This is a genomic window from Paraneptunicella aestuarii, from assembly GCF_019900845.1.
GTDB classification, from domain to species: Bacteria; Pseudomonadota; Gammaproteobacteria; order Enterobacterales; family Alteromonadaceae; genus Paraneptunicella; species Paraneptunicella aestuarii.
In genome coordinates this window covers 3,220,679-3,245,978 of the sequence record NZ_CP074570.1, presented here as the reverse complement: position 1 = coordinate 3,245,978, position 25,300 = coordinate 3,220,679, and the positions used below count along the sequence as shown (strand labels likewise).

The window sequence follows — 25,300 nt, the reverse complement described above, 5'->3', positions numbered from 1 at the left end:
ATATTTGTCAATTTCTTGACTCAGCTAGCTGATATTCCTCAACTATTTTGAATATAGGCCGATGTAAAACCACGAATGCCATTTGGGAAAGGTAACGAATCACCACCTGAATGTATGCAGCGTGGCATGATTGGTAAGCATCTGATAATAAGCTTGATTTTCACTTGGCGCTTTATAGATTAAGGGGATTATCTGGTTTATAGTAAGTTTTGGAACGTGTCTTGCTTACGCTTGGTATATAAGAGAGATTGGTTGAGACTAGGGCAATATTGCGCCTAACTCCATGCCAGTGCTGAAATAACAAATAAAAATCCATGACGGCAAACAATTAAGTGCTTAAGAATTATTACGGAAATTTGCAAACAGGCTTAACCAATATCCGAACGTTAGTATTCGGAAACGGAGCTGTTACTAAACTGGCACTAACCTTTATAGTGCTTGTCGGGTTAGGCATTTTCAGTCTTTCCAGTCTCAATGCTGCAGAGTTTAAGCAGGTTCCAATTAAAGGCCCGAAAAATGCGACCGAGCAGTATGCCGGCGTTTCCTATGGCCCCATTGATGCTGACGACACCTTATGGCGTATTGCTGATCGCTATCGTCAAAATAAGAATCTTTCCATTTATCAGGTCATGGTGGCCATTCAGGAGCTAAATCCTGACGCTTTTTACAGTGATAACCTGAATCATATGAAAGATGGCGTTACCTTGATGCTGCCATCTGAACGTTATATCGCAAGAATTAATCCCGAAGATGCAAAACTGAAATCTGACCAGGACGATGAAGCCTGGGAATCCAAAGTTGCTCCCGGATCCAGCCTGAAAAACCTTAAGCCACCAGAGAAACTGGCTAGCCGAACAGATTTAACTCAAACCAAAGATGAGTTGGAAAGCAAACTCAATCAAATCGACGCTGAACAGCAAAAGCAGTTTGAAGCAATACGGCAACAATTTGCCGATTCTATTAACAGCGTTCAGACGTTATTGAATGAAAACAAGAAGATTTATGAACGTTTAGATACCGTCAACAAAGATATCGAAGACCTGCGCGGAAGAATTGGAAACGATGGTGAAGTGCAGCGTCAAATGGATCAAATTCTGGCGCTTCAAAATGAGTTGGTCGCCAATGCCAGAAAGTCAGCGCAGGAACAGTCCTCTAAAGGAAATACGTTTGATTTCGTCAAAGAGCCAGCCTTTCTGATTGGTGTCACGGTTTTATTTTCGATTTCTTTATTAGCTGGTTTAGCGTTCTGGTTGCTGAAACGCCAAAACAAAGAGTCTGTTTCTGAAAGTATGAACTTTGTTGATACATCTGCGGCAGAAGTGGCGGAATTGGATGATATTTCTGATGTACTCTCTGAGGATCTAAAGGGTGAAAAAGCCGACGAGTTAGGCAATGACGATCTTTTTGGTGATGACGACCTTCTTGATGATGTGCTGGCGGAAGAGCTCGACGAATCTCTGGATGATGTACTGGAAAATGAATTGGGTTCATACAGTGATCTGGACGACGATATGTTGGTTCCTGAGGATCTGGAGAAACATGACGCCCTTGACCAAATGTTCGACAGCGACACCTTGGATGATGTCTTGGACGAAGATGATTTACTTGCTGGCGCATTGGATTTGGACGATCTGCAAGATGATGGCATTGAAATTACTGAATCTGAAGATGTGTCTGATTTGGATAAAGAATTAGATGGCGTCATAGAGGGATTGGATGAAGACTTATTTGATACTGGCGCAGAAATAGAAATTAATCCTGAATCAGATGCTATCGAAGAAATTATTGAAGAAGATTTGGCTGAGTTAGGAGTACCTGATGCTTTAGACGGTGCAGGACAAAATCAAGAAGCTCAAGCTGAGAAAAGTAGTGAGCGGGCAGCTAAACCTGAAGTCTTTGATCCAGTTAGTGATCTGGGTATCAGTGACGAACCTATTTTATCTGAAGATGCCATTGAGAAAGTCAGTGAAAAATTAGGTGAGCAGAATCGTAAATTAAATGATCTCACCCGAGAACTAACCAGAGAGCTTAAAGATGCTCCGAATAAAGCTCCCGGCGATCCTGAAATAGCTATTGATGTTCCTGAACCTGTTTTTGGTGATGTGCAAGAGCCTTCAGCGGGACAAGGAACCTCTGAGGGAGAAGCGTTCTCTGGTGAACTTACCAATGAAATGCTTGCCGCAATGGGTATGGCTGATGAACCGACACCCGCACCCGCACCGAAAGTTGAAACGGGATCTGTCCAAGATGATTTAGCTGATGATCTACTTGCTGAATTTGGCATTCAAGGTGAAGAAGAGCAACAAACTCAAACCGAAGATGACTTAGCTCAAAATGATTTGGCCGATGAACTGTTAGCTGAAATGGGTATCACAGATGAAGAAGAATCAACATCTGATGAAGCTGAAAGCGGACAGGATGATTTGGCAGATGAATTACTTGCTGAGTTTGGAATTAATGAGGAAGAAGCCTCGGAAGAACCTGAAACTCAAACGCAAGTAGAGGAAGCCGAAGCCGAGCATGTACAAGATGATCTTGCTGATGAATTGCTGGCCGAATTCGGCATTGATGGTACTACGGAAGAATCAGTCTCTCAGCCTGAAGCTGTAGAAGATGAAATTGACCATGCGCAAGACGACCTTGCCGATGAATTATTGGCTGAATTTGGTATTGAGGAAAGTGAGTCTGACGCTCAACCCGAAATGAACGACGCCGATAACGTCGACCATGCTCAAGATGATTTAGCGGATGAGCTTTTAGCTGAAATGGGGATAACTGATGAAGCAGAAGCCGAGTCAAAACCTGAAAAAGTTGAAAGTGAACAGGACGATTTGGCAGATGAGTTGCTTGCCGAGTTTGGTATTGCAGAAGAACCCTCAGACGCTAGTGAAACAGATGCCGACTTTGATACGCTTGAAGAGCCACAAGTCGATAATGAGGAAGTGGAATCCTTATCTTTCGATGAAGAGGACTTAGCTAATGAATTATTGGCTGAATTGGGCATGGATGATGAGTCTTCAGCGATGCCTTCTGGGGCAGCCGTTCAAGATCAGGAATACCCTGATGCATCGTTAGCTGATTCAGAAGAAACTCAGGATGAAAGGGTTTATGAAATCGATTCATTATCAGAGGAAGATTATCAAAACTTGTTGAATGAATTGGATTTCGACCCTGAAACTCCACCACCATCCCCTCAAGGTAGCGGGCTAACTGAACAAGAGTCTGAACAAGAGTCTGGGCAGGAGGCTGCTGAGGAAAGCGCAGAGTTTATTGAACCCGATATGTCATTTGATGATGTAGAGGTATCCAATACCGGATTTTTGGATGAACCCAATGAGCAAGAGCCTTCAGCGGAACAAGAGCCCTCTGCGGAGCAAGAGCCCTCTGCGGAGCAAGAGCTCTTAGATGATGAAGAGCCTTCAGCGGAGCAAGAGCTCTTAGATGATGAAGAGCCCTCAGCGGGGCAAGAGCTCTTGGAAGATGAAGAGCTTTTAGCTGATATCGAACCCTCAGCGGATACCGAATCTACAGTCGAACAAGAACTGCAAGTTGTCGAATCTGAAAATGAAGACTTTTTGCAAGAAACTCAGACCGTTGACGCATCTCAAGATTCTCATGGTACTCAAGATACATTGAGCGATGAGTTAGAAGCGGCTGTTGAACTGCTGATGGAAGATGATGAGTCAGAACTGGAACTAGAGATTGAGCCAGAGCTTGAACCAGAAAACGCTTCTGATACAGATTCTCTTGATGGGGATGTGCTTGATGGGGATGAGTTGGAGTTAGAAGTCGCTGACTCTATCGAAGACGCCGTTGATGATACCAGTGATGACAAAAATGAATTAGAACTTGATGACTATGCTGACGCTGAGTTGGCTTCATTAAAAGCTCAGCTGTCAGATGCCGATGATTTCGATGCGGATTATGAAGATGATGCTCAAGCTACTGAAATAGAGCCTTCTTCCGATGCCTCTTTATCGGAGAATGAGGAATTAGAAGACGATCTGGCAAGTTTGCAAGAACAATTGTCTGATGAGGAAAACACGTCCGCAATCATTGATATGAATGAAGTCGATCAGTTAGAAGAAGCGTTAAAAGATTTCGATGACGCCGAACTGATTAGCACTTCTGAGGAAAGACCGGCTGATGAATTTGAGGCTGAATCCCAGCCGGAACCTAATAATTCTGTTTCAGGAACAGAGGAAAGTCTGTCTGAATTAGACAAAGAATTGCAAGACGAACTTGCTGACATGCCTGGGCTTGGCGATTGGTTGGGTGAAGAGCATGAAGTTGTTGCTAAAGCTCAAGAGTCTGCTCCTGCTCAGGACGCTCAAAACATCCTTGAACAAGTCATTGAAACGAATGTTACCGAAGAGAGTAATATTGAGGCTAGAGGGCAGTCATTTGATGATGACGATCTTCCAGCCCTGGATGATTTGCAATTCTCAGTTGCTGGTCAGTCAGTTGAATTACCTGATGAAGAATCATCGCTAAATAATATTTTGCCAGAAACTACGAAAGATGAAGCCAGCGAACCTGATTTTGATTTTGGGGAGTTCACCGAAGATTCTGAAATGGCGGATTTGGCTGATGCATTAACTGATTCCGAAGAGTCTCCTGAGTCTATTGGCGATTTTGTCGATTCAGAATCAGACAATGAAGATGTTGAAGTATTAGAGCGGCTTGAAAATACCTCTTTTGATGACTTGTTAAATAGCATTGATGGGCCGGATGAGGAAAATGAGTCCTCCGTCGAACCTGATATTGATTTTGGGCAAGACGAACAGGGCGGTATTGATATTGAAGCTCTGTTAAATGAAGAGTCGTTTTCTGAAAGTATTGCACCTTCAGTTCAGGAAAAAGAGCAGGAACAACCAGAAAGGTTCATTTTGCCAGATAATCCAGATTTGGATTTGCATGCTTTGTTGAGTGAGGAGACGGTTGAACCTGTTGAAGATATCCCACTTGAGCCTGAATCGTCACAAGCCGATGAAGAGCTGGTTAGCGAGTTTAAGGATGTAGAAACCTTATTGGCTGAAAGTATGGAAGCTGAAAGCGAGAATATGCCAGAACCGGAATTAAATCTGGATGTTCAACTTGGCGAGTTTACAGGCGTTACTGATGACGCTGATATTATTGATGTTGATAAAGATAGTGGCGTTGATGCCAAGCTGGATCTGGCGCGAGCCTATATGGAAATTAATGATATGGAATCAGCTCGACAGTTTATTAGTGAAGTAATGGAAAATGGTACAGCCGAAGAACAACAAGAAGCCAAAGAACTACTGGAATTGGTTGAAAGAGCTCAATAGGTACTGAGCGTTATTAAACGCATAAAAACAAATATCGAATACTGAATGGCTGGTTTTAACCGGTCATTTTTGTTTTTCGAACCATCATTTTCTTCTTATCTATTTCTTTGTGTACTGAGCCAGAACTGAGCGTTGGATTGAATTCTTAAAAGATACGATGGGGAGAGGCGACTGCTGCGTGGTGTGGGGGGGATGCAGTCGCCTCAAATACCACCTAAGCTCCGAGTTTGATGGTACATGTGTTCACAACAAGGTGTCGTTGTGAACACTGGCTTTCCGTGTATACGTCCTTAAGGAAAACCAATCATTGGTAAATCAACTTGTCCAGGGATTGAAAGTTGATTTACGCAAAGGGGTAATTAATCCAGAGATTTCTTCTCCAGAATTGTTAAATCTACTTATTCCAGCGGGCAACCGCGTTTGCGATACGTTCACCAAACAGGATTGCTGTTTTCAAATCACCAGGAAGAGGGCCTTCTTCAGGTGAAGAATCTGAAGGTGATTGCGCGAATAAGCCATTAAAACCGCCAAGGTAGTTAATGTCATTACGGTCTGCATCTTTTGCATTGGAAGGCATTAAACCTACTCCAACCCAAACCATGCCATGTTGCATGGCAAGTGTTTGCAAGTAGTTAACCGTAAGGAATTTGTCGCCATTAATTGTTGCTGAATTAGTGAAACCCGCAGCAATTTTATCTTTCCATTGCTGACCAAACCAAGGCTTGGAAGAAGCGTCTGCGACCTTCTTGAACTGCCATGAAACACCGCCCATATAGGTGGGAGAGCCAAAGATAATACCTTCAGCCTCGGCTAATTCTTCCCATTGTGCTCCCGACAATTCACCATTTTCTGGAATCGCCATAAGATTTGCTTCTACGTTTGAAACTTTTTTAGCACCTTCCAAAACACTATGTGCTTGCTTCTCTGTATGCCCATAACCACTATGAAAAAGGATGACTAATTTGTTCATTTTGTTAGTTCCTGTAATACACCTGTTTTCAGGTCTGTTTAATAGCTGAGATTTAGGCAGCAAGTAGCTGGCTAAAAACTTGACGCATTTGCTCAAGGCTTAATGTTTGCGAGATAACCTTCTCACCATTAATTACCAAGGTTGGAATGCTACGGATCTGATAACGACGAGCCAGCAATAAATCATCTTCAACGGCTGCTTTGACTTCATCACTATGCAGTTTTTCTTCGAATGTAATGGGATTCAATCCAATGCTTTGTGCTGTTTCGATCAAAATGCTGGCATCACCAATATTGTTGTTAATGCGTAAATGCTGATTTTGAATAGCGTCGAAAAAATCCCAATGCTTATCGCTGTCGCCCATCATTTCAGCAGCTTTGGCACCTAATGCTGCCAGGTAACCACTAGGATATGTGAATGGTTGTTTTGCCATACCTTCAATATCAATTGATGTGGGATCGTCAGCATGTTGTTTACAGGCAACCCAATGCCCAAGAATTTCAGTTTTGGCCTGTTCCAAAGAGCCAAAGCGCTGAATAATCTCTTGATTGTTACGCTGTAAAACAAAACATCGTTGTACGACTTTTATATCCATTTCCTGCGCAATTTTGCGTAACCTGGGGCTTTGGACATAGCACCAGCCGCAAACCGCGTCATGGAAAAATTCTACGGTTAATTTGCTCATTTTTTATCCTCGCTGTGTGTTGCATGATGATGGTATGGGAGCGAGGAGGGGATAACCACTGAATAAAACTGGCACGTGTCATCTAAAAAATTCAAATAGTGCGAGGCGAAGCATATTTGGGCGAAGTGAATACTAACTTGAAACTTAGCGTTCCATGCTGAGTTCAAGTGAATATTGTAGGGTAATTGATCGTGTAAAAATGAGGAGCAAAAAAGCCCTAGCCAGTGAGTTGAATAGGGTTGGATACAATGTCATCACTGATTGAAACGGCTTTTAACAGGTCAAACAGTGTTTGGATTTCTTCAATCTGCATCAGTTCTGAACGTAGTCCAATTTGAAGATTCACACTTCGAGTCGCGCCTTTCGTGAGTTGAATAAAGGTTAATCGACCACTCTCAACATAAGGTTGAACCAGGTGATGAGGAAGCCAGGCATAACCAATTCCTGAATCAACCATATTCAGAGCTGTATGGATGTGAGTCACTGTAATTCGATTGCTGGAGCCTAACCAGCCACTACTGATATTACTTTTTCCCGAGTCTCGAATAACAATTTGTCGGAAGCGTTTAAGGTCATTCTGAGTAACCTTTTCTTCCTCAGCCAGACTAAATGAAGGGGAGCAGACGCAAATCATTGGAATATCCATAAAGGGTTCAATGATGATGTCATTTGGCATGGTACTGGAAATGCCCAATGCAATAGTTCCTTCATCTAATAGTTGTTTTGTACCTGAAAGAGAGGTCTCATAAATACGTAAGGAAACATTTGGATAAATAACACCAAATCTCTCAATTGTTTCATGAATAACACTTGCAGGAACTAATACATCTAATGCAATTCCCACTTCATCCATAAATCCAAGTTGATATTGTTTACCTAATTTCTCAATACCATCTGCATCACCTAAAAGGCGTTGAGCTTTAGGTAAAAGTATCTTTCCCAATGTCGTCAAGACCGAAGATCGCCCTTCAATTTTAAATAATGGCTTGCCAAGTTCACTCTCCATTTTTTTTATTGAGTGACTTATGGCTGATTGGCTCTTATGCAGTACAGAAGCGGCTTTCACGCTACTTCCTTCCTCTGCAATGGTGACGAAAACACGCCACATTTCTAGTGTGATTCTGGAAAACATATGAATTTTCTCATTACTGTTTAACTACTTTTTTCAATTTTCATTCAATAACCAGTCTATAGAATGCCAGAGCAAGAAATTACCCGAACTACATGATTTGGTACGAATATTAAACGAAAAATTAAGTCCTAAATCGTTTTCTTATTTATCAAATTTAAAAGGTAAAGGATTTAATAATAACAATAAGAAGTGCTCTTTATCTGTTTTGGCTAATTCTCTTTGTAACAGTCTGTGATTGTTATTTTTTAAACGTGAGTTTTTTTATTAGTGCTAAGTACAGGTGAATATTATGGCAAAAATCGGCATAAACAAAATGGGTTTTTATATACCCGAGTATTACTTGGGATTAGATGACCTGGCAGGAGTGCATCAAATCGACCCTAACAAATACCTTCATGGTATTGGTCAGGTAAAAATGGCAGTTCCTGCACCGGACGAAGATGTTGTCACAATGGCTGCTAATGCGGCAAAACTGATTCTGGATGATATGACTCCAGAGCAGAAAGCATCTATTTCAACGGTTATTTTTGCGACAGAAACAGGTGTTGATCAATCTAAATCTGGCGCGGCTTATTTAACTGGCATGATCGACGTTAGTCCAAATGTTCGTGCATTTGAAATCAAGCAAGCTTGCTACGGTGCAACGGCTGGAATTCAAATGGCATGTGACGTTGTTACTGTTCGTCCACATGAAAGTGTATTGGTTATTGCTAGCGATATTGCCAAGTATGAACAAAATAGCCCGGGTGAGTGTACTCAAGGTGCGGGTGCCGTTGCGATGGTGATCAGTCAAAACCCTGACATCATTGCATTCGACTCTCAGCGCGGTTTGTACTCCGAAGACGTGATGGACTTCTGGCGTCCCAATCACATGCAACATGCATTAGTTGACGGTGAATTGTCAATTAACTGCTATCTCAACTCTATGGCAGAAGCTTATAAGCACTATAGAGAAAACGGTGGCAAGAGCCTCAACGAATTGCCTTGGTTATGTTTCCATCAACCTTTCACCAAAATGGCGAAGAAGGCTTATCAGCATTTGCAAACCGAGTTTGCTGATGAAATGGCTGATCATCAAGACGAAAGCTACACCATCAGTCAAATCTACGGTAAAGACATTGGTAATACCTATACCGCCAGTATGTATTTTGGTTTGATTTCCCTTCTGGAAAATTATGACGGTGACATGACGAGTCAGCAAATCGGCTTGTTCAGCTATGGCTCTGGCTGTGTTGGTGAATTCTTCTCAGGAACCGTTCAACCTAACTACCGTCGAGGCTTACCAACCAAGGAACACAAGAGCATGTTGCAAAATCGTGAGCGCCTCAGTTATCAGAATTATGAGCGTTTCATGTATCAAACCAAAGACGATGCTCGCGGCACGATTGAATACCCTGCAGTGACTAACTCTGCATTCCGTATGGGTGGTGTCGTGGACAACATTCGCCAGTATCAGGCAGTAGAAAAGGCATAGGGCTCACTCTGAGCCATTACAAGATCGGGCGCTAGCTCAGGCGCCTTCTCATTCTAACTTTATTCGGTTTTATTAAAGGTCGTTATCATGTGCGGATTTCTAACGGTTTATTCAGCCAACCCTAAACATCAGGCGAAAAAAGAACAGGTTCAAGCAGGCTTGGACGCTATTTATCATCGTGGTCCAGATGAAAACAATATCTGGATTTCCAATGACCATAGAATGGTAATGGGTCATACCCGCCTCAGTATCATTGGCCTTGGCAATGGTTTGCAGCCTATTAGCGATCAAAGTGGAGCACTTCACCTAGTTGTTAATGGTGAATTTTACGATTTCGAGCGAATTCGTGACGAATTACGCGCAAAAGGCTACCACTTCTCAACAGAATCAGACAGTGAGATAGCACTCTATTTATACAAAGAATACGGCACTAAAGGTCTTGAAAGACTGCGTGGTGAATTCGCAATGGTGTTGTACGATGCGCAGCAAAATTGCGTTATTGCCATGCGTGACCGTATGGGCATCAAGCCGTTATTTTACGGTGAATATGACGGCAAAATTTACTTCGCTTCAGAAGCCAAAGCCATTATCAATGCTGGCGTTCCAGCGGTATGGGACGAAATGGCTTACGTTACTCGTTCTTTCTATCTGGATAACAGCTCTCTATTTAAATACGTCAATGCGGTAACACCGGGTCATATGATGCTTCTTACGCCATCAGGCATGAAGCAGCATTGTTACTGGGATATCGAATACAATGATGCAGGTGTTGAAGACCCATTTGTTGCAGGTAAAGACGAGAAAACCCTGATCCGCGATGTACATGACGCCATCGCTGAATCGGTTCGTTTACGCTTACGTGCAGACGTTCCGGTTGGTATTTACTTAAGTGGCGGTGTTGATTCATCAGCCATGTTAGGCATGGCAACCGAGCTTTCTGGCAAGTCGATGGACGCTTTCAACCTGTCTTTCGTTGAAATGGAAGATTATGACGAGAACCGTTTCGCACGCTTGGCGGCAGAACGCGCGGGGGCAAAATTCCATACTATTCCTGTAACTCAGGACGACCTGGCTGACAATTATGAAAAGGCCCTTTGGCACAACGAAACGCCATTCTTTAATGCGCACGGTGTTGCCAAATTCATGTTAAGCGGCATTGTTCGTGACAACGGAATTAAGGCTGTTCTAACCGGTGAAGGTGCCGACGAAGTATTCGCAGGCTACCCACACTTTAAGCGTGACATGGTGCTGTTCAATTCTCAGAACCAGGATCCTGAAGTCATCGCTAACATGCGTGAAAAGATCCTGGCTAGCCAAGCGGGCTACACGCAGAGCAATATGCCAAAAGACGTAAGCTGGTTAACTGAGCAAATTGGTCACGGTATTTCATGGCTGGACAATCAGGCTGGCTGGTTTACTGCTTTGCAAGAAATGTATTCTGATGATGTTGCTAGCCGTTATGGCAGTATTGAACCATATCGCATGTTCTTCAATACGCTGGATCATCGCAAACTGGAAAATATCGACCCTGTACACCGTTCCATGTATTTGTGGGCGAAATCCTACTTGCCTGCTTTTGTATTGACTACCTTGGGCGATCGCATGGAAATGGGCCACAGTGTTGAAGGCCGTGTACCGCTTCTGGATCACCATGTTGTTGAAATGGCAGCGAAATTGCCTGTACATATGAAGATCCGTAACTCTACCGAGAAGTACATCTTCCGCGAAGCAATGAAAAACTATCTGCCGGTAGAGTTGTATGAGCGTAAGAAACATTACTTCCGTGCGCCACCGGCAACCTTGTTACGCAATGGGCGCTTGTTCCAATTGGTGCGCGATACCCTGAACAGCCAGGCTTTAGAGAAATTGCCGTTCTATAACGCTGCTAAAGTACGTAAGCTGATTGACGAACTACCGGATATGAGCCGTGAGCGTCAAGCGCTACTTGACCCAATGATCATGGAACTAACCAGCATGTGTATGTTGCAAAATCAATACAACATGACAGTGGATAGCGACATGATGGCACAGGAGGTCGCGGCATGAGAATTGGTGTAATCGGTGCTGGACTAAACGGCTTGGCGGCAGCTTGTCTGCTGCGCAAGTTCGGTCACGACGCTCAGGTTTTTGAGCGTGGTGACTCAGCGCGAGATTCAGGAACCGGGATCTATGTATGGCCGCAAGGCGTACAAATTCTGAAATTTATTCTGGGTAACAATAAGTTATTAACCGAAGGTCAGCCTATTGAATATCTGGTAACTCTGGATCGTCATGCAACTGAATTACATCGTCACCCGGTGCGTATGCCGGGTCACGATTTCCCTGCGCCAGCTGTTATGTTTGAGCGCAAGCGCCTATTCGGATTATTAAAAGAAGGCTTGGGCAACAATAATATTCATTATGGTGCCGAAGCGGTTGATATTAATGATACCGATAACGACATTCGCGTTACGTTTGCTAACGGCGAAGTCAAAATATTCGATTTGGTGATTGGCACCGACGGTGTTTTCTCCAAAGTTCGTAGTTATGTCTCGGATCAGGATTGCCGCTACACTGGTGTTGCGGCGACTCGTGGTGTTGTTCACTATGAATCGCCGATGCTGGAAGGGCACTCCTGCCAAATCTATACACACAGCAATGCACGCTTTGTGACCTACCCACTGGACAATAGCACTCAATTTAAATACTGGTTTGTTGCCTACAAGCACGAAGGTGATGAGCTCCTGACACAAGATGAACTTGTAGGCCGATTAGAAGGCATGAGTTCTCCTCTTCTGGAAATGATCCAGGCTACGAAACCGGAAAATATCATTGCTAATAAACTGCGCGCCATGCGTGCAGAAGGGCCTTGGTATAAAGGCCGTTGTACATTATTAGGAGACAGTGTTCACGGCATGTTACCCACGTTGGGTTACGGATTTACGCTGGGATTAGAAAACTGCTTTATGTTGGCACAAGCCATCAATGGTAATTGCGATGATTCGGTTGAATCTGCATTGAAGCGTTATGAATCAAGGGCTGCAATACGCTCTCAGAAAATGTTGAAGGTAATGGAAGATATGACCGATCTTTTCTATTTCCAACCGGAAAACTCCGTTCAGCATGATTCATTAACGCCAATTATGGATCGCTTCTATCAATTGGCTGAAACCACAGTTTTCTAAGCGCTGCTAAGGAGTAATAAATCCAAATGGCTATGACAATTACTGAATTTCAGGCTTCGGCTAGAGAGTTTGTCGCAGAAGCCATTACCCAAAATATTCCACAGTGGGAGCAAGAAGGTACTTACCCGCTCGATCTGCACAATCGAGCGGCGGACTGGAAGCTTCTGCAATTGGGTCATGACGATTACGATCAAATGTTGGCCGATGCCGAACGGCAAGCTTTTTGGTTAGCTGAGCTAACCAGAGCCGGGTCTCAGGCTATGGCGATGGGGTTGGCTTCGCACATGGTCAGCCTCACCGCCCTGAGACACGGAAACCAGCAAGTATTCGAAGACGTGGCTGAGCAAGTTGTTTCTGGAGAGAAACTCATCGTGATGGCTTTGACCGAACCCGGTGCGGGTTCCGACTTGCGAGCTATTAGCAGCAGAGTTGAGCAACATTGCGACGGTTCGCTGCATTTTAGTGGAGAAAAGAAATTCATTTGTAATGGTTCGCGAGCCGATTTCTTTATCACGGCGGCTTACTATCAAAATGAGCTTTCTCTGTTTTTGGTTGAACGTGAACCGGAAACCACTCATGCCGATGATCTGCACTGCATCGGTTGGTATGGCTTGCCCGTTTCCAGCATCACGTTTACCAATGCCCGTGCGGCCTTGATTGGTGAAGTTGGAGAAGCGGCCAAGATACTTCGTAAAGCATTAGCGAAAGAGCGCTTGAACCTGGCGGTAATGTCTAACGCCAGCGCTAAAAGCATTCTTGAATACGCAGGTAAATACAGTACCGAGCGTATGGTTCAGGGAAAACCTCTCTATAAGAAACAGGCGATTCTGCACAAAATCGCCACCATGAGTACGCAGTTAAAAGTGTCTGAAGCCTATGTTGAGAAATGCTTTCAGGCGCTTAAAGAGCGTGATCTTACCGACGAGGAAACCTGTATTGCCAAAAACTTTGCGGTAGCGGCACTAGAAGAAGCGGCGAATCAATGTGTTCATATCTGTGGTGCGGCTGGTTGCCTACAGCACACTCTGGTTGAGCGCACGTATCGAGACGCCAAAATCTTGAGCCTGGGCGGCGGTTCAACTGAAATTATGAATGAAATTATTGGTCGTGGATTGCTTCGGCCTTTTATTAAAATGAAGGATTAAATTATGGCAACCATGTCTGAATATGCACAGCGTTTAAGTTCATCGCTGATAGAACATGCTTACCAGCGTTTCTGCGGTATCGAAATTGTTGAACAGCGTCCCGGACACTGTAAAACACGATTTATGGTCACTGAAAATATCGATAACCTGAGCCATACATTGCATGGCGGCGTTATCTATTCCATGCTGGATGTAACCAGTATGTTGGCTACGATCCCTGCCTTGGAAGATGGTGAGTACGCTATTACAAGTAGTTTTTCCTGTTCCGTTATGTCTGCAACACCGTTAAATACGATGGTTGAAATGGAAGCGGATATTGTTCGCAATGGACGCAATATGCTGTTTAGCCATTGTGAAGCATACAAGCTGAAAGAAGATGGCTCGCGTACATTGATCGCTTCTGCGCAACTGACCAAGTTTAAACGACGTCAAGACGTCTAAATAAGTGTGTATAACTGCAAGCCACCTACAGAAATTGGTCGCAGACTCGCCGTAAATCAATCCCTTGAAGCTCCACAGCCGCATCCTTGCGGCTGAGGGGCTGCTCCCAACTTTCTGTCGGTGACTGATTATTTGGAACAGTTATGTAGGTTTTCTCTGCCTTAGTTGGGAGTCCCTATGGCTCCCTTTTTTATTACGATTCCTATTTCGCCACTCTCAAACTTGAATCTATGTCTTTCCACTTGATAGGCAAGAGCATTTATTCAATCTAACGTTTATCCCTTTTTGGTTGCAAATTGTTGGCTGTAAAATATCTATCCATAATGTTAAGGTGTGAATATTTCCTGCTGAATGGAGGAAATGTCTTTAAAAATACATAATGCTGGATAACAATGATTGTGGTTGTTTTGTTTTTAAAATTCGAATCTTGAATTTTTCAATAAAAATATAACAGTAGTGAATTCATGTTAAGCAAGCGAAAAATATTATATCAGTGTCAATTTAGACAACGGCTTTTTCGCTCAGTCAGTAGTATGAGTAATACGAGGAGTAGTTGATGAGCTGGTTAGTAGTTAAAACCAAGCACAAAAGTGAACAAAAAGCGATGCTTAATATGGAACGGCAGGGGTTTACCACCTTCCTGCCAATGGTGAATGTTGAGAAGATCACCCGTGGTAAAAAAGTGCATGTAAAAGAGCCTTTGTTTCCCGGATATTTGTTTACTAAATACGACGAGCATTGCCAGCAGTTTCAAGCAAAAATTCGCTCTACGCTTGGCGTGACTCAGGTTGTCAGCTTTGGTTTGGAACCTGCAAAAGCCCATGATCATATTATTGATTCAATCAGATATAAATTAGAGATTACTCCTGAACAACCTGTCTTTAATACAGGCGACGTTGTTGTCGTTAAGTCAGGTCCATTCTCTGGTGTGGATGGCATTTTTGAATGTTCATCCGGTGAAGAACGCGCCATTATTCTGCTAAAAATTCTGGAAAGCCAAACCCGTATGGAGTTAGGGTTTGATGAATTTGAAGTGAAGAGCTAACCCTGGCTAATCGCCTCTAAAATAACGTGTTTAATGTCATGGCGCACTGGATGCGCCATCCAGATTCCCCGCTAATTAATGCAAGCTACTTTGATAACCCCTGGGTTTAACAGTACCTTCCGGGGTTTCTTGTTTAAAGGTTCTATTAAACGCGTCTGAGCCCGTCTTGTGGGAGACATGCTCTTCGCATTGAGTGAAGTGTATGTGAATAACGAAAAGGGGCGATTTAGTTAAGTTATTGAGCTTTTTAATCACTTCATTAATGCATAAAGTACCTAGCCTTTCTGCTTGAGATATTTTAATGATTGAGCATTTTTTCCAGCCATTTTAGGTTACAGGCATAACTCTTCTCTGTGGTGTTATCAACAAGGACTATCGAAATGACATTAGTCGTTTTACTTCAGAATCGTCTTTTAGTCCGCAATGTGATGGAGTACCATTGTGCTCTGGACTATAGGAATAGGGATGCTTAGGGAAGTTGTTTATATTTCCGCAGTATCTAGAGAATAAACACATTTTAATATCAGGAAGTAAAATAATGAATTGGAAATATAGGAAGAGTTTTGCAGCTCTTGGTCTCCTATTGTTAGGGACATTTTCTCATGCCGCTTTAGCTGTGAGCCCCACAGCATCAATAAGTTGGTCTCCGTCAACAGTTGGATACGGGCAAAGCTCAACATTGACATGGAGTTCAACTAACGCAACTGGTTGTGTGATGAACGGTACAGCTCGTTCAACAAGTGGAAGCTGGGTTGGAACTAATCGAACTGCAAACCAAACGGTTTCCTTTTATTGCACCGGTTCCGGTGGAACGTCAAGTACACAATATGCAACATTAACTGTTGTCCCCCCTCCTACAGCTTCACTTAGCTGGTCCCCTTCAACTGTAAACTATGGTGATAGCTCAACATTGACATGGAGTTCAACTAACGCAACGGGCTGTGTATTAAATGGTGCAAGTCGACCTGCGAACGGTTCTTGGAGGGGCGATAACCGTACAGTAACTCAGACATCAAATTTATATTGCCAAGGTCTAGGAGGAACATCTAGTACTGTAAGTGCAACGTTAACGGTTTTACCGCCACCTAAAGTACCCACAGCAAGCTTGAGTTGGTCTCCATCAACGGTCAGCTATGCCGGCAGTTCCAGATTAAGTTGGAGTTCCAGTGATGCAACTGCTTGCATTGTTGACGGGCAGAGCAAGGGCACCAGTGGTTATATTGACTATAGCAATCAGCTTTCAAATAAAACGTCATCAGTATATTGTACGGGCGCAGGTGGTAGTTCCAGCACTAAGTATGCTGTGCTTACCGTTGGTGCCCCTCCGAGTCCAACAACAAGCATTGCCTGGTCTCCAAGTGTTATTGAGTATAATGGTGCTGCGACACTTACCTGGTCTTCCAATAACGCGACCAGCTGCACGCTTGATGGTGTTTCTGTTGCAACAAGCAATTCATTGCAATACACAGATCTCACAACAAGTAAAACATCAGTATTAAATTGTACAGGTGCGGGTGGTTCCTCTGGAGACAAATTATCCAGTTTGACAGTTAATCCACAGCAGTATTTACCTGTTTTAACAGTTGACTTAAACAACAATGGCACAATTGCAGGCACTGCTTCTGATGGTGATTTTGCAAAAGAATTACGTGTTTCTTTCTGGTTTTCGCCGTCGCCTTATAGCAGCACTAACCGAGAGTATGGCGCTATTATCAATACCACATCGGGAAATTATCAATACACCATTCCAACGAAGTATCTTGATGGTACATACGATGTAAGAGTATTTGCTATGGATGTGAATTCAGATGGAACAGAAACTGGTGATTATACTTACCAAACTATTACTGTTCCGGCACCGCCATCACCTCAAGTTACAGCTGTCTTTGATAAAGACATTATCATGTTAGGGGAGAGCGTGACGTTAAGCTGGATTGCTCAGGATGCGACGTCATGTTTTGTGGATGGTTCAGAGGAAACTTCCCCTATCACTTTTATACCAAACGCAAGAGGCGCTTTTTCTAAAACTGTTGCTTGCGAAGGGTATCCGGGCACCAGCCGTTCTGATTCAACAGCGAATGCAACAGTTGAAGTGTTACCGACGCTAACAGCCCACGTTACTGGTCAACTAATCACTGGTTCAGCATCTGATGGTGATTTTGCAAAAGAATTACGTGTTTCTTTCTGGTTTTCGCCGTCGCCTTATAGCAGCACTAACCGAGAGTATGGCGCTATTATCAATACCACATCGGGAAATTATCAATACACCATTCCAACGAAGTATCTTGATGGTACATACGATGTAAGAGTATTTGCTATGGATGTGAATTCAGATGGAACAGAAACCGGTGATTATACTTACCAAACTATTGCTATTCCGACACCTTCATCACTTCAAGTTACAGCGACCTTTGATAAGACGGAAGCTGAGGCAGGGAGTGAAGTTAAGTTTTCATGGGAAACCAATCTGGCATCTACTTGTTCAATTGATGGTGTAGAGAAAACCAGCCCTGTAACTTATACACCTACTACAAAAGGGACGTTTAGTAAAACTGTTATCTGTAAAGGCCCGAATACAGAAGAATCTGATGCTACAGCTTCGGTCAGCATTGTTGATTCACCTGTTTATAAGCCTACGCTCACCGTTAATATAGGTGATTATGTTGTTTCAGGAAAAATATTCGATCAAAACTACACAGGAGGAAATAAGCTAACCTACTGGTTCAGTCAAATACCTGAAAATAACTCTGATAAAGGTAATGGGGCGGTGCTTGCCGCATCAACAAGTTACAGAATCAACATCCCTGTTAATTATCAAAGCGGTGGTTATTACCTGAATTTGGAGGCGGTAGATGTTGATGCTGCCAATATGGAGACTGGCAATTACACTACTAAATCTTTCTTGATTGATGCCGCTGGAACAACGATTCGTGACATTCGAGAGAAGCTTCGTAAAGCTTGTGATGGTGAATCCGTAGATGTTGTCGCAGGTATCTATGAGGTTAGTGAGGCTTATGCTTTAGGAGAATTTTCTGGCTGCGGAAGCTTTGATGCGAGTTATATGCGCGTCATTTATTCAGATACTGTAAAACAAGGTTTTACTGTTCTGAAAATTAACTCTCCTGAGCAGGATTTGAAACTCCCCAATCTTGCATATCATGCCACTAGCAGTGCTGATTTATATAATGTTAACAGCATAGGAATTCATTTAAACAATGTGCAAAACAAGCGCATTGAAATTGGCAATATTCAGAATTGGGAAACAGGATTGTTGATCACTAATTCAAATGCCAATGAATTAGAAGTCAGTTATCTGGAAAATAATAAAGTGAACCTGCGCTTAGAGAATTCAAAAGAAAACACTTTCCTTGGTGGTTCTTACTCTCATTGGAGTAAGAGTTCTAGGCAGTGGCAGTTCAGTCAACTTGAAACATTGGAGGCAGACAATAACACCTGGTTTGGCACTTGTATGGAAGGTGTTACTGGTGAAATGCCTATTGCTGTTTCGGGTAACAAAAACATTTTCTACAACGTTAGATGGGAAGGCGTGACCAGCTATAAAACCAATGCCGAAGGTCAGGTTGTCGGCCAGGAAGGGATTGCAGGGTTCAATGGTTCTCGTAACCTTATTTATTTTGGTCAACACAGCAAAAAACTGAGTATAGGTCCGGCTTATTGGTTTGATGATGATGAGGAATGCCCATTAAATAAAGAGCGTTACGCATCTGGTGTTGAGGTTAATTCGGGCCTTAAAGATACCGCTGGTAACGACATCATATGGAGCCATGGCGCTGTCATTCCCGTATTTGAAAAGATAAACGACGTATCTTTTTACGAAAGTGGCTGTAAAGATGGTAGCAATGACAAAGAGCCATATTGGTCTAAATCTGACCAATTTGACAAGAACGGAATCAATTGATTAAGGAGGGTAAATAATGAAATATTCCATTTTGATACTTGCAGTGGCCTTGTTAAGTAATACTGTACTTGCACAAAATACACCTTTTTCCCAAGCTGTTTTTGACGATATGTGCACACCTGGTAATGGTGTTGTTATTTTGCCTCCAGATACCTATGACGTAGCAGAAAGCATTGAATTGAAAGGTTGTGATTTTTACGCAAGGGGAGCAACTTTTAATGTTACTTTTGCAACCAGTAGTGCTAATCCAGCCATAAAACTAAGGGCTAGTGAAACCTTGCCTGGGGCTCGTAGATTCAAGTCAACGTGCCGAAAGCCTGCTGGCGATAATCAATGTGTTTTTGAGCACGCGATGCGTTATTCGGGAAAAGTGGTATTGCCAAATATTGTCAATTCGAGCGCTACTGAAAACTCGGTAGCCTTTCAAATTGAAGATGTTGGTCGATACAGGATAGAAATTTCTGAAATCTCTGGCTTTGATACAGGTGTTGAGTTGGTTGCTAATGATAATGTTGCTTATCTGGACTTTTTCTTTTCTGACGTGTCGCCAGCTAATAATATGAAGAACAACACTAATTTTAGGGCTGTTATTCATAAAAATGAAGGTGTTGGGGAAGATGGCCAGCCCTATACATACTTAGGCTGGATTAACCAACTTAACTTCTTTGGTGGTAGATTAGAGACTACTACCAATTCTGGAAATCAGTTGGAATTTGATAATCCTGCTTTTCGTTTTGTAAATGCTTTTACTTGGAATGAAACTGAGTTTGTAAATGGAATAATAAAGCTCGAAGGGGAAAATTTCGCTTTTAATAAGGTGAAATTTACGGATCAAGTTGTTCTAAGAGCAAACAATTACGTATGTAAGAATAATAATAATTGTGTCGATAAAGATGGTCAATTAGGTAGTTATCGCTCGAAAGACAACGTGATCACCACTCCTGTGGGTAATGTTTTGCCTATGTGTGAGATAGAGTCTGCCGATGAAAACGGCACCGTTGTATATTCATCAGCGACATGCACAAGTGATTATCACTTGCGTGTTGAAAAAAGTACTTTGGAATATATTAGAGATAATGTTGCCTTGAATTAATTCACTGAAAAACGAAAAAGGAGTGCATCTCATAAAAGCAAGATGTACTCCTTTATTTTTGCGCAGTTTGTCCGTCGCTTAATGCAAGCTACTTTGATAATCCCTGGGTTTAACAGTGCCTTCAGGCGTTTCTTGTTTGAAGGTTTTATTGAACACTTCTGAGCCCAGTTTTTCTTCTATTTCCAACAGGCGATTGCGTAGCTGGTCTATTTGAAGTTGCTGGTTGCTCTGTAACGTTCTTGCCCAAACATGACAGTAGTAGGGCAATGCTGCAGCGTAATTTTCCTGTTGATAATAAATATCGCATTGTACGCCGTCCAGCATGTCTTTGATGCGTGCTGCATCGTCGGTTTCGCGGATATCATTTAATAGCTCTTGAGCAGCATCTGTGGCTGAACGAGCCACTCTTGCTAAAAGCACTTCCAGCATTTGTTGGGTTCTAAAACCTTGCGGTGCTTCGTCGTAAGGGATGTCGCTGAAAATCTTGTTTTCAGTGTCCAATGCCTCTTCCATATTACCCATTTCTGCGAAATATTTGGCTTGAGAGCGCCATGCTTGAATGACACGGTGCCAAGCCTCGTATTTAATGTAGATTTGTGCTGCTTTGGCGCAAATTTCCAGGCATTGAGCCCATTCTTTATTGCTGCGGAAGAAGACTTCCAAAAATCCGGCGACCTGATGGAAAAGAGCCAATTCCGCCTGATCAATGCTTTCATCAACCGCTTTGTACCAGTCATGCCACAATTCTGCGCCTTGATGAACCTTATCCTTGGCCTCCTGCATGGCTTTAGTACCGGTTTCAATAGGGCTTTCCATCGCTCCGGCTGCCATCATTAACCAGGCAAGTTTGGATTCTATGGATTTTTCCGGATCGTTCGTCGCAGGTGGGGTACGACTCAGCAAATCAAGTGACCATTGTTTACTTTCATCGATCAATTTGGCTTGATGTAGTAACTGTTCGAACGCATGTTTCACGCCAATAAAGCCTTTGTAATCCTCGTTAAACCAGAGGTTTTCAAAATGCTTTACCCAATAACGACGGTTAAATAGCAGGTTATTGGAAATGGCGGGGTTAGGCTGTTTCAACACATGTTGAGACAGTTGACGAATACCTTCGGCAATGAGCTGACTGAACTGCAATTGTTGCTTGTCATTTGATGTTTCACCTTGCTGCTCGCGTTTGTTTTGCAGGAACGGTAATACACGAGTGTCGACCATGCGACCATGTGGGAAGCGATTCAAAAACCCACCTAACTCCCAGGCTATCAAGGCTTCGGAGAATTTCGCCCCTTCTTTGCCGATATTGTCAAACAAGGCTTTGGCTGGTTCGAACAATTCTTTTTGATCGACAGCAATCATCAGGGTTTCAAGCAACAAGGCTTTTTGTTCACTGACTAACAGTAGTAAATCCTGCCAGCCCTTATCCAATTCAGCCCATTGCCATTCATAGAAGGCATCGACTTTGGAAAGCTTATCGTTGGCGATAACCTTTTCTTCGATTTGTTTACTTAGCTCAGTAATAGGCGTTTTTAACAATAAACTTAACGCTTTTTTTGTTAACCAAGGGTTACCGTGCAAGCATGCAAGGAAATTGTCCCAATCTGCATTTAGCGCGATATTGGGAAGTCTTTGTTGTTGTACGCTTTGCGATGCCAGCACCTTTAATTCCAACATGGAAAGAGGTGCTAATGTCATGAGCTGGTCTGCACTTTCAAAAAGAGGTGTTGTTTTATCGCTTGATATAACAACCCGATGCCCGGCAGATTGCATGTCTTTAATGAAGTCCGATAAGGACGACCAGGAGGTGTTTTGCGGCTCATCAGGCGGTAAATCATCCAGCACGATTAAGCAGGTTAGCTGTGCCAGCTTGGCTTTGATACCGGCTTTGTCTTTCACATCTTGCCCCACGATAGGCGCGATCATTTCTAACAAATCGTCGGTTGAATAATCGTTGTGTCCAAAGTCGTAGTAAAAGCCGTAATCAATTTTGCCTTTTTGTGCCAAGTGTGTGGCAACAATATGAGTTAGCTGAGTTTTGCCTGCACCTCGTTCGCCCGTTACTGCTACGATAGGCGATGACGGTAGCAGCAGGGTATCGGTTAAACTCAAGGCCATGCTATCGCTGCTTTGATGTAGCAATGGTGGCAGCATGTCAGAACGGAATCCATATAGTTTATTGTGTAGCTTGGCTAATTCCGGTGATTCATAAGGATCGGCAGGCGTTTGTTGGCCTGCAAAATAGGTGACTTGCTGGCAGCCATAATGCGCCAACAACGACCAGGGATGAAACGGAATTGCGACAGGTGTTGCCAACAATGATTCCACATTGCTTTGCAGCACTTTTCGGGCTTCAACGATAGCTTGTGCAATGGAAAAACCATTCATAATGGAGCGATAAACTGTGTCGAAACATTGGCTGCTTAACCAGGGATTGCTAATTTCATTCAGGCCGACAACATTTCCCAAACCTTGTTTTTGCGCGCTATAGGCGACGCTCGCCAAGCCAACGCTGGCGGATATCGCGTTGCCATCGGAAGTATATTGGCGACAGTCCAGATTCAGCAGGGTAACCCCATTGGCAACCATTGCCTGAGTCAGTTCTTCAATACTGATTTTTTCAACCTTGCCGTCATGAGATTCTAATTGTAAAAAGGAAGTGCCTTGTTCAATGACGACAGAGCCATCGTAATGTAATACATGCGCACTTTTTAGCTTTTCAATCAGTGTGGCTTTGTCGATGAAACGACACACATCAAACTCAATGATATTGCCAGCGACAGCGGCTTCGATACTGGTTTTGATGGCATTGCTCGGTAATGCTTCTTCTTTATTTAAGTTAGCGCGAGAGACCAGATACAACACCTTAAGCGGGTTATGCTCTTTAGGTTGTTCTGGTTGACCGCTCTGAGCGCCCAGAAGTTTGCTCACCTGATCCTGCTCAGGCGGCGTAGTGTTTAACTGTCGGCTGATATCGGGAAGTTGAGTAGGGAAATCGTTACCAACAAAACGACGAGTAAAGCTATGTGCGGCTCCTGCCAGAAAGTAGTTGGCCTCATGCAATATGGTGGCTTCCCATAGTTCGGAGAAGAACTCAATGCGTTTGGATTCAATTTGTACTTTTACATTGGGGTAGCCCAAACCATCAATACGTTCCATAAAGCGCAGAAGTTGGTGATCGTCGCCCAGTAGCTCGTCACCCATATAACGGCCAAACTTTACCAGCTTGCCAACAACGTCTGATTTATCTTCGCCGTAGCTGTTACCCGCAAGATAATCATTAAAATACCAGGAAAGCGTATTGCGGAAATTATCATTGATAGGAGAGGTATAGGAATCGACACTAAAGCTATCTTCTTCCAGACCTGATTTTCCTTGATATTCCAACACCATTTTAATGGAGTTAGTCATTGCACCCATGGTTGGATTATCAATTATCCGCAACAGCATCATGTTGTACTTACCGCCTCTGGTTTGTTGTCATTATTCGTTTATCAGTGATATGGTCGAATGTAACATTTTGCAATGTACAAAATGAGCATTGAACACATATTTTCTCACACAGACTCACTCATATTTTCGCTAAATTTTAGCCTTCCAAATGGTCACATATCGAATACATAAACAGGAACTTTTCTGGCTGAAAATATTTCCCGATAGTGACAAAGTTTGCACCTTAAAGAAGTCGATGGGATTACACAATAGCTATACGGATATTCCGTGAAAATAGTTGTTATCGGGCGGTTGTTTTGTGAGCTGTTTTTGATGTCAGATAAAAAAAATATTGTCCGACAATGTGAATGTTTTGGAATGTTTGTTCTCTTTTTTTCGATAAGAACAAAGTGGTTGAAAATCTATTTTTCAGGTTAAATTTTTAACCTCGGTAACTTGTCTGCAAGGCTTGATTTTAAAGGTTTCTGGTGAGATTAAAATATTTACCTAAAATGAATTTAAAGTCGGTCATCGAACTGTCATCTGTGGTTAGTATTCTAACCTGTAACGGTATTATAATTGACCTGAAAATGATGCTATTGTCTACAATGCCGGGGTGGGGGGATAGGCGTTTAACCCTAGTCAAATAAGGCATCTTAGAAACTAGTTGACGCTATAGGGTAAATTTAATATCCTCGGTTGCGTCCAGGAAAATTCTCTATTTAAAACATTTAATTTTTACTGGTGATTGCGTTTAAATTTTGTGCAGATTTTTGGCGTTTTTACCATAAATAAATTGATGGAATTTGAAGTGCCGCAGGAAGCAGTTTGTGATGATGATCTAATTTCACACAACTTACTTTAAGTGTGAACTTGAAGTAGGGAATGTAAGTAGTTTTTACAACATTACATTATTTACAACATAAGTTGACTGCGAATGCGTACATCAAGGGTGCCAAAAAATTTGGGCTTGCTTCGGCGGTAGCGTGGCTGGAAGACTTTGTAAATTTGCAAACAAGGTTGATGCCATAAGATGTTCATCTCTTTTAAAGAAACCCGATTTTTGATGTTTGCTGCCTATTCCCGTTTTTCCAGCATCGCTTTCTAATATTATTAGTTTTCATTGTTTTATAGAGTTCTTTTATCTAAAGCTGTTACCCGTCAAGGCTTAACACATTACTTGTTCATCAAGTCACCCTGGTTCTTAAATAAACATCATACTCAATGCTTTCCCTGCGATGTCATCGTAGCGGTTTCGTTCGCAATAAAATGGCGTACGCGTAATAGCTCAAGCACTTGATGTATTAAATCCGTATTTCTGTATACAAGCCGAACCTGATAAGGGAATGGCTCGTATCTTTGGGTTCGTTTGTGTTGGTTGTTCATATCGCCTTATGCATATAGGCCTGTGAATAGTGAAAACAAACGGAGCCGTTTCAGCCTGGTTCAGAAAAGGGGTTTCCGTTCACGGATGTCTCATTTGAACATTTG

Annotated in this window: 13 protein-coding genes; 9 read left to right on the top strand and 4 right to left on the bottom strand. The window is 42.8% G+C overall.

Annotated elements, in window-relative coordinates; all coding sequences use genetic code 11:
- Positions 1-332: 332 nt before the first annotated feature.
- Entirely contained in the window at positions 333-5,312 is a 4,980-nt protein-coding gene (locus KIH87_RS12225; protein ID WP_232358147.1) for a FimV/HubP family polar landmark protein, read from the top strand.
- A 394-nt stretch (positions 5,313-5,706) separates the two neighbouring features.
- Here the strand turns inward: KIH87_RS12225 and KIH87_RS12220 are convergent, their stop codons facing one another.
- The 3 genes from KIH87_RS12220 to KIH87_RS12210 all read right to left on the bottom strand — a co-directional run bounded on the left by KIH87_RS12220 (position 5,707) and on the right by KIH87_RS12210 (position 8,099).
- Entirely contained in the window at positions 5,707-6,282 is a 576-nt protein-coding gene (locus tag KIH87_RS12220) for a flavodoxin family protein (RefSeq protein ID WP_232358146.1), read from the bottom strand.
- A 52-nt stretch (positions 6,283-6,334) separates the two neighbouring features.
- On the bottom strand, positions 6,335-6,967 hold the full coding sequence (locus KIH87_RS12215; protein ID WP_232358145.1) for a DsbA family oxidoreductase: 633 nt from the start codon (positions 6,965-6,967) through the stop codon (positions 6,335-6,337).
- Positions 6,968-7,184: 217 nt separating this feature from the next.
- Positions 7,185-8,099: a LysR family transcriptional regulator gene (locus tag KIH87_RS12210; RefSeq protein ID WP_232358144.1), complete on the bottom strand. Its 915-nt coding sequence runs from the start codon at positions 8,097-8,099 to the stop codon at positions 7,185-7,187.
- Between the two features lie 289 nt (positions 8,100-8,388).
- Between KIH87_RS12210 and KIH87_RS12205 the strand changes: the two genes are divergently transcribed.
- The 8 genes from KIH87_RS12205 (at position 8,389) to KIH87_RS12170 (ending at position 20,380) form a co-directional block, all read left to right on the top strand.
- On the top strand, positions 8,389-9,573 hold the full coding sequence (locus tag KIH87_RS12205; RefSeq protein WP_232358143.1) for a hydroxymethylglutaryl-CoA synthase: 1,185 nt from the start codon (positions 8,389-8,391) through the stop codon (positions 9,571-9,573).
- Positions 9,574-9,660: 87 nt separating this feature from the next.
- Positions 9,661-11,619: an asparagine synthase (glutamine-hydrolyzing) gene (gene asnB, locus KIH87_RS12200; RefSeq protein ID WP_232358142.1), complete on the top strand. Its 1,959-nt coding sequence runs from the start codon at positions 9,661-9,663 to the stop codon at positions 11,617-11,619.
- Positions 11,616-12,737, top strand: coding sequence for an FAD-dependent oxidoreductase (locus tag KIH87_RS12195; RefSeq protein ID WP_232358141.1), 1,122 nt, complete (start codon positions 11,616-11,618; stop codon positions 12,735-12,737). Before asnB ends, KIH87_RS12195 begins: the two co-directional genes overlap by 4 nt.
- A gap of 26 nt (positions 12,738-12,763) precedes the next feature.
- Positions 12,764-13,882 (top strand): acyl-CoA dehydrogenase family protein, encoded by a 1,119-nt coding sequence (locus KIH87_RS12190; RefSeq protein WP_232358140.1) that lies wholly within the window; start codon positions 12,764-12,766, stop codon positions 13,880-13,882.
- Between the two features lie 3 nt (positions 13,883-13,885).
- Positions 13,886-14,323 (top strand): PaaI family thioesterase, encoded by a 438-nt coding sequence (locus tag KIH87_RS12185; RefSeq protein ID WP_232358139.1) that lies wholly within the window; start codon positions 13,886-13,888, stop codon positions 14,321-14,323.
- A 556-nt stretch (positions 14,324-14,879) separates the two neighbouring features.
- The gene (rfaH, locus tag KIH87_RS12180) at positions 14,880-15,368 is read left to right on the top strand and encodes a transcription/translation regulatory transformer protein RfaH (RefSeq protein ID WP_232358138.1); all 489 of its coding nucleotides are present in this window, start codon (positions 14,880-14,882) and stop codon (positions 15,366-15,368) included.
- 538 nt (positions 15,369-15,906) lie between these two features.
- Positions 15,907-19,287, top strand: a complete 3,381-nt coding sequence (locus KIH87_RS12175; RefSeq protein ID WP_232358137.1) for a serine-rich family protein — start codon at positions 15,907-15,909, stop codon at positions 19,285-19,287.
- Positions 19,288-19,303: 16 nt separating this feature from the next.
- Positions 19,304-20,380, top strand: coding sequence for a hypothetical protein (locus KIH87_RS12170; protein ID WP_232358136.1), 1,077 nt, complete (start codon positions 19,304-19,306; stop codon positions 20,378-20,380).
- Between the two features lie 78 nt (positions 20,381-20,458).
- Here the strand turns inward: KIH87_RS12170 and KIH87_RS12165 are convergent, their stop codons facing one another.
- Positions 20,459-23,788: a P-loop NTPase family protein gene (locus KIH87_RS12165; RefSeq protein WP_232358135.1), complete on the bottom strand. Its 3,330-nt coding sequence runs from the start codon at positions 23,786-23,788 to the stop codon at positions 20,459-20,461.
- Positions 23,789-25,300: the final 1,512 nt, after the last annotated feature.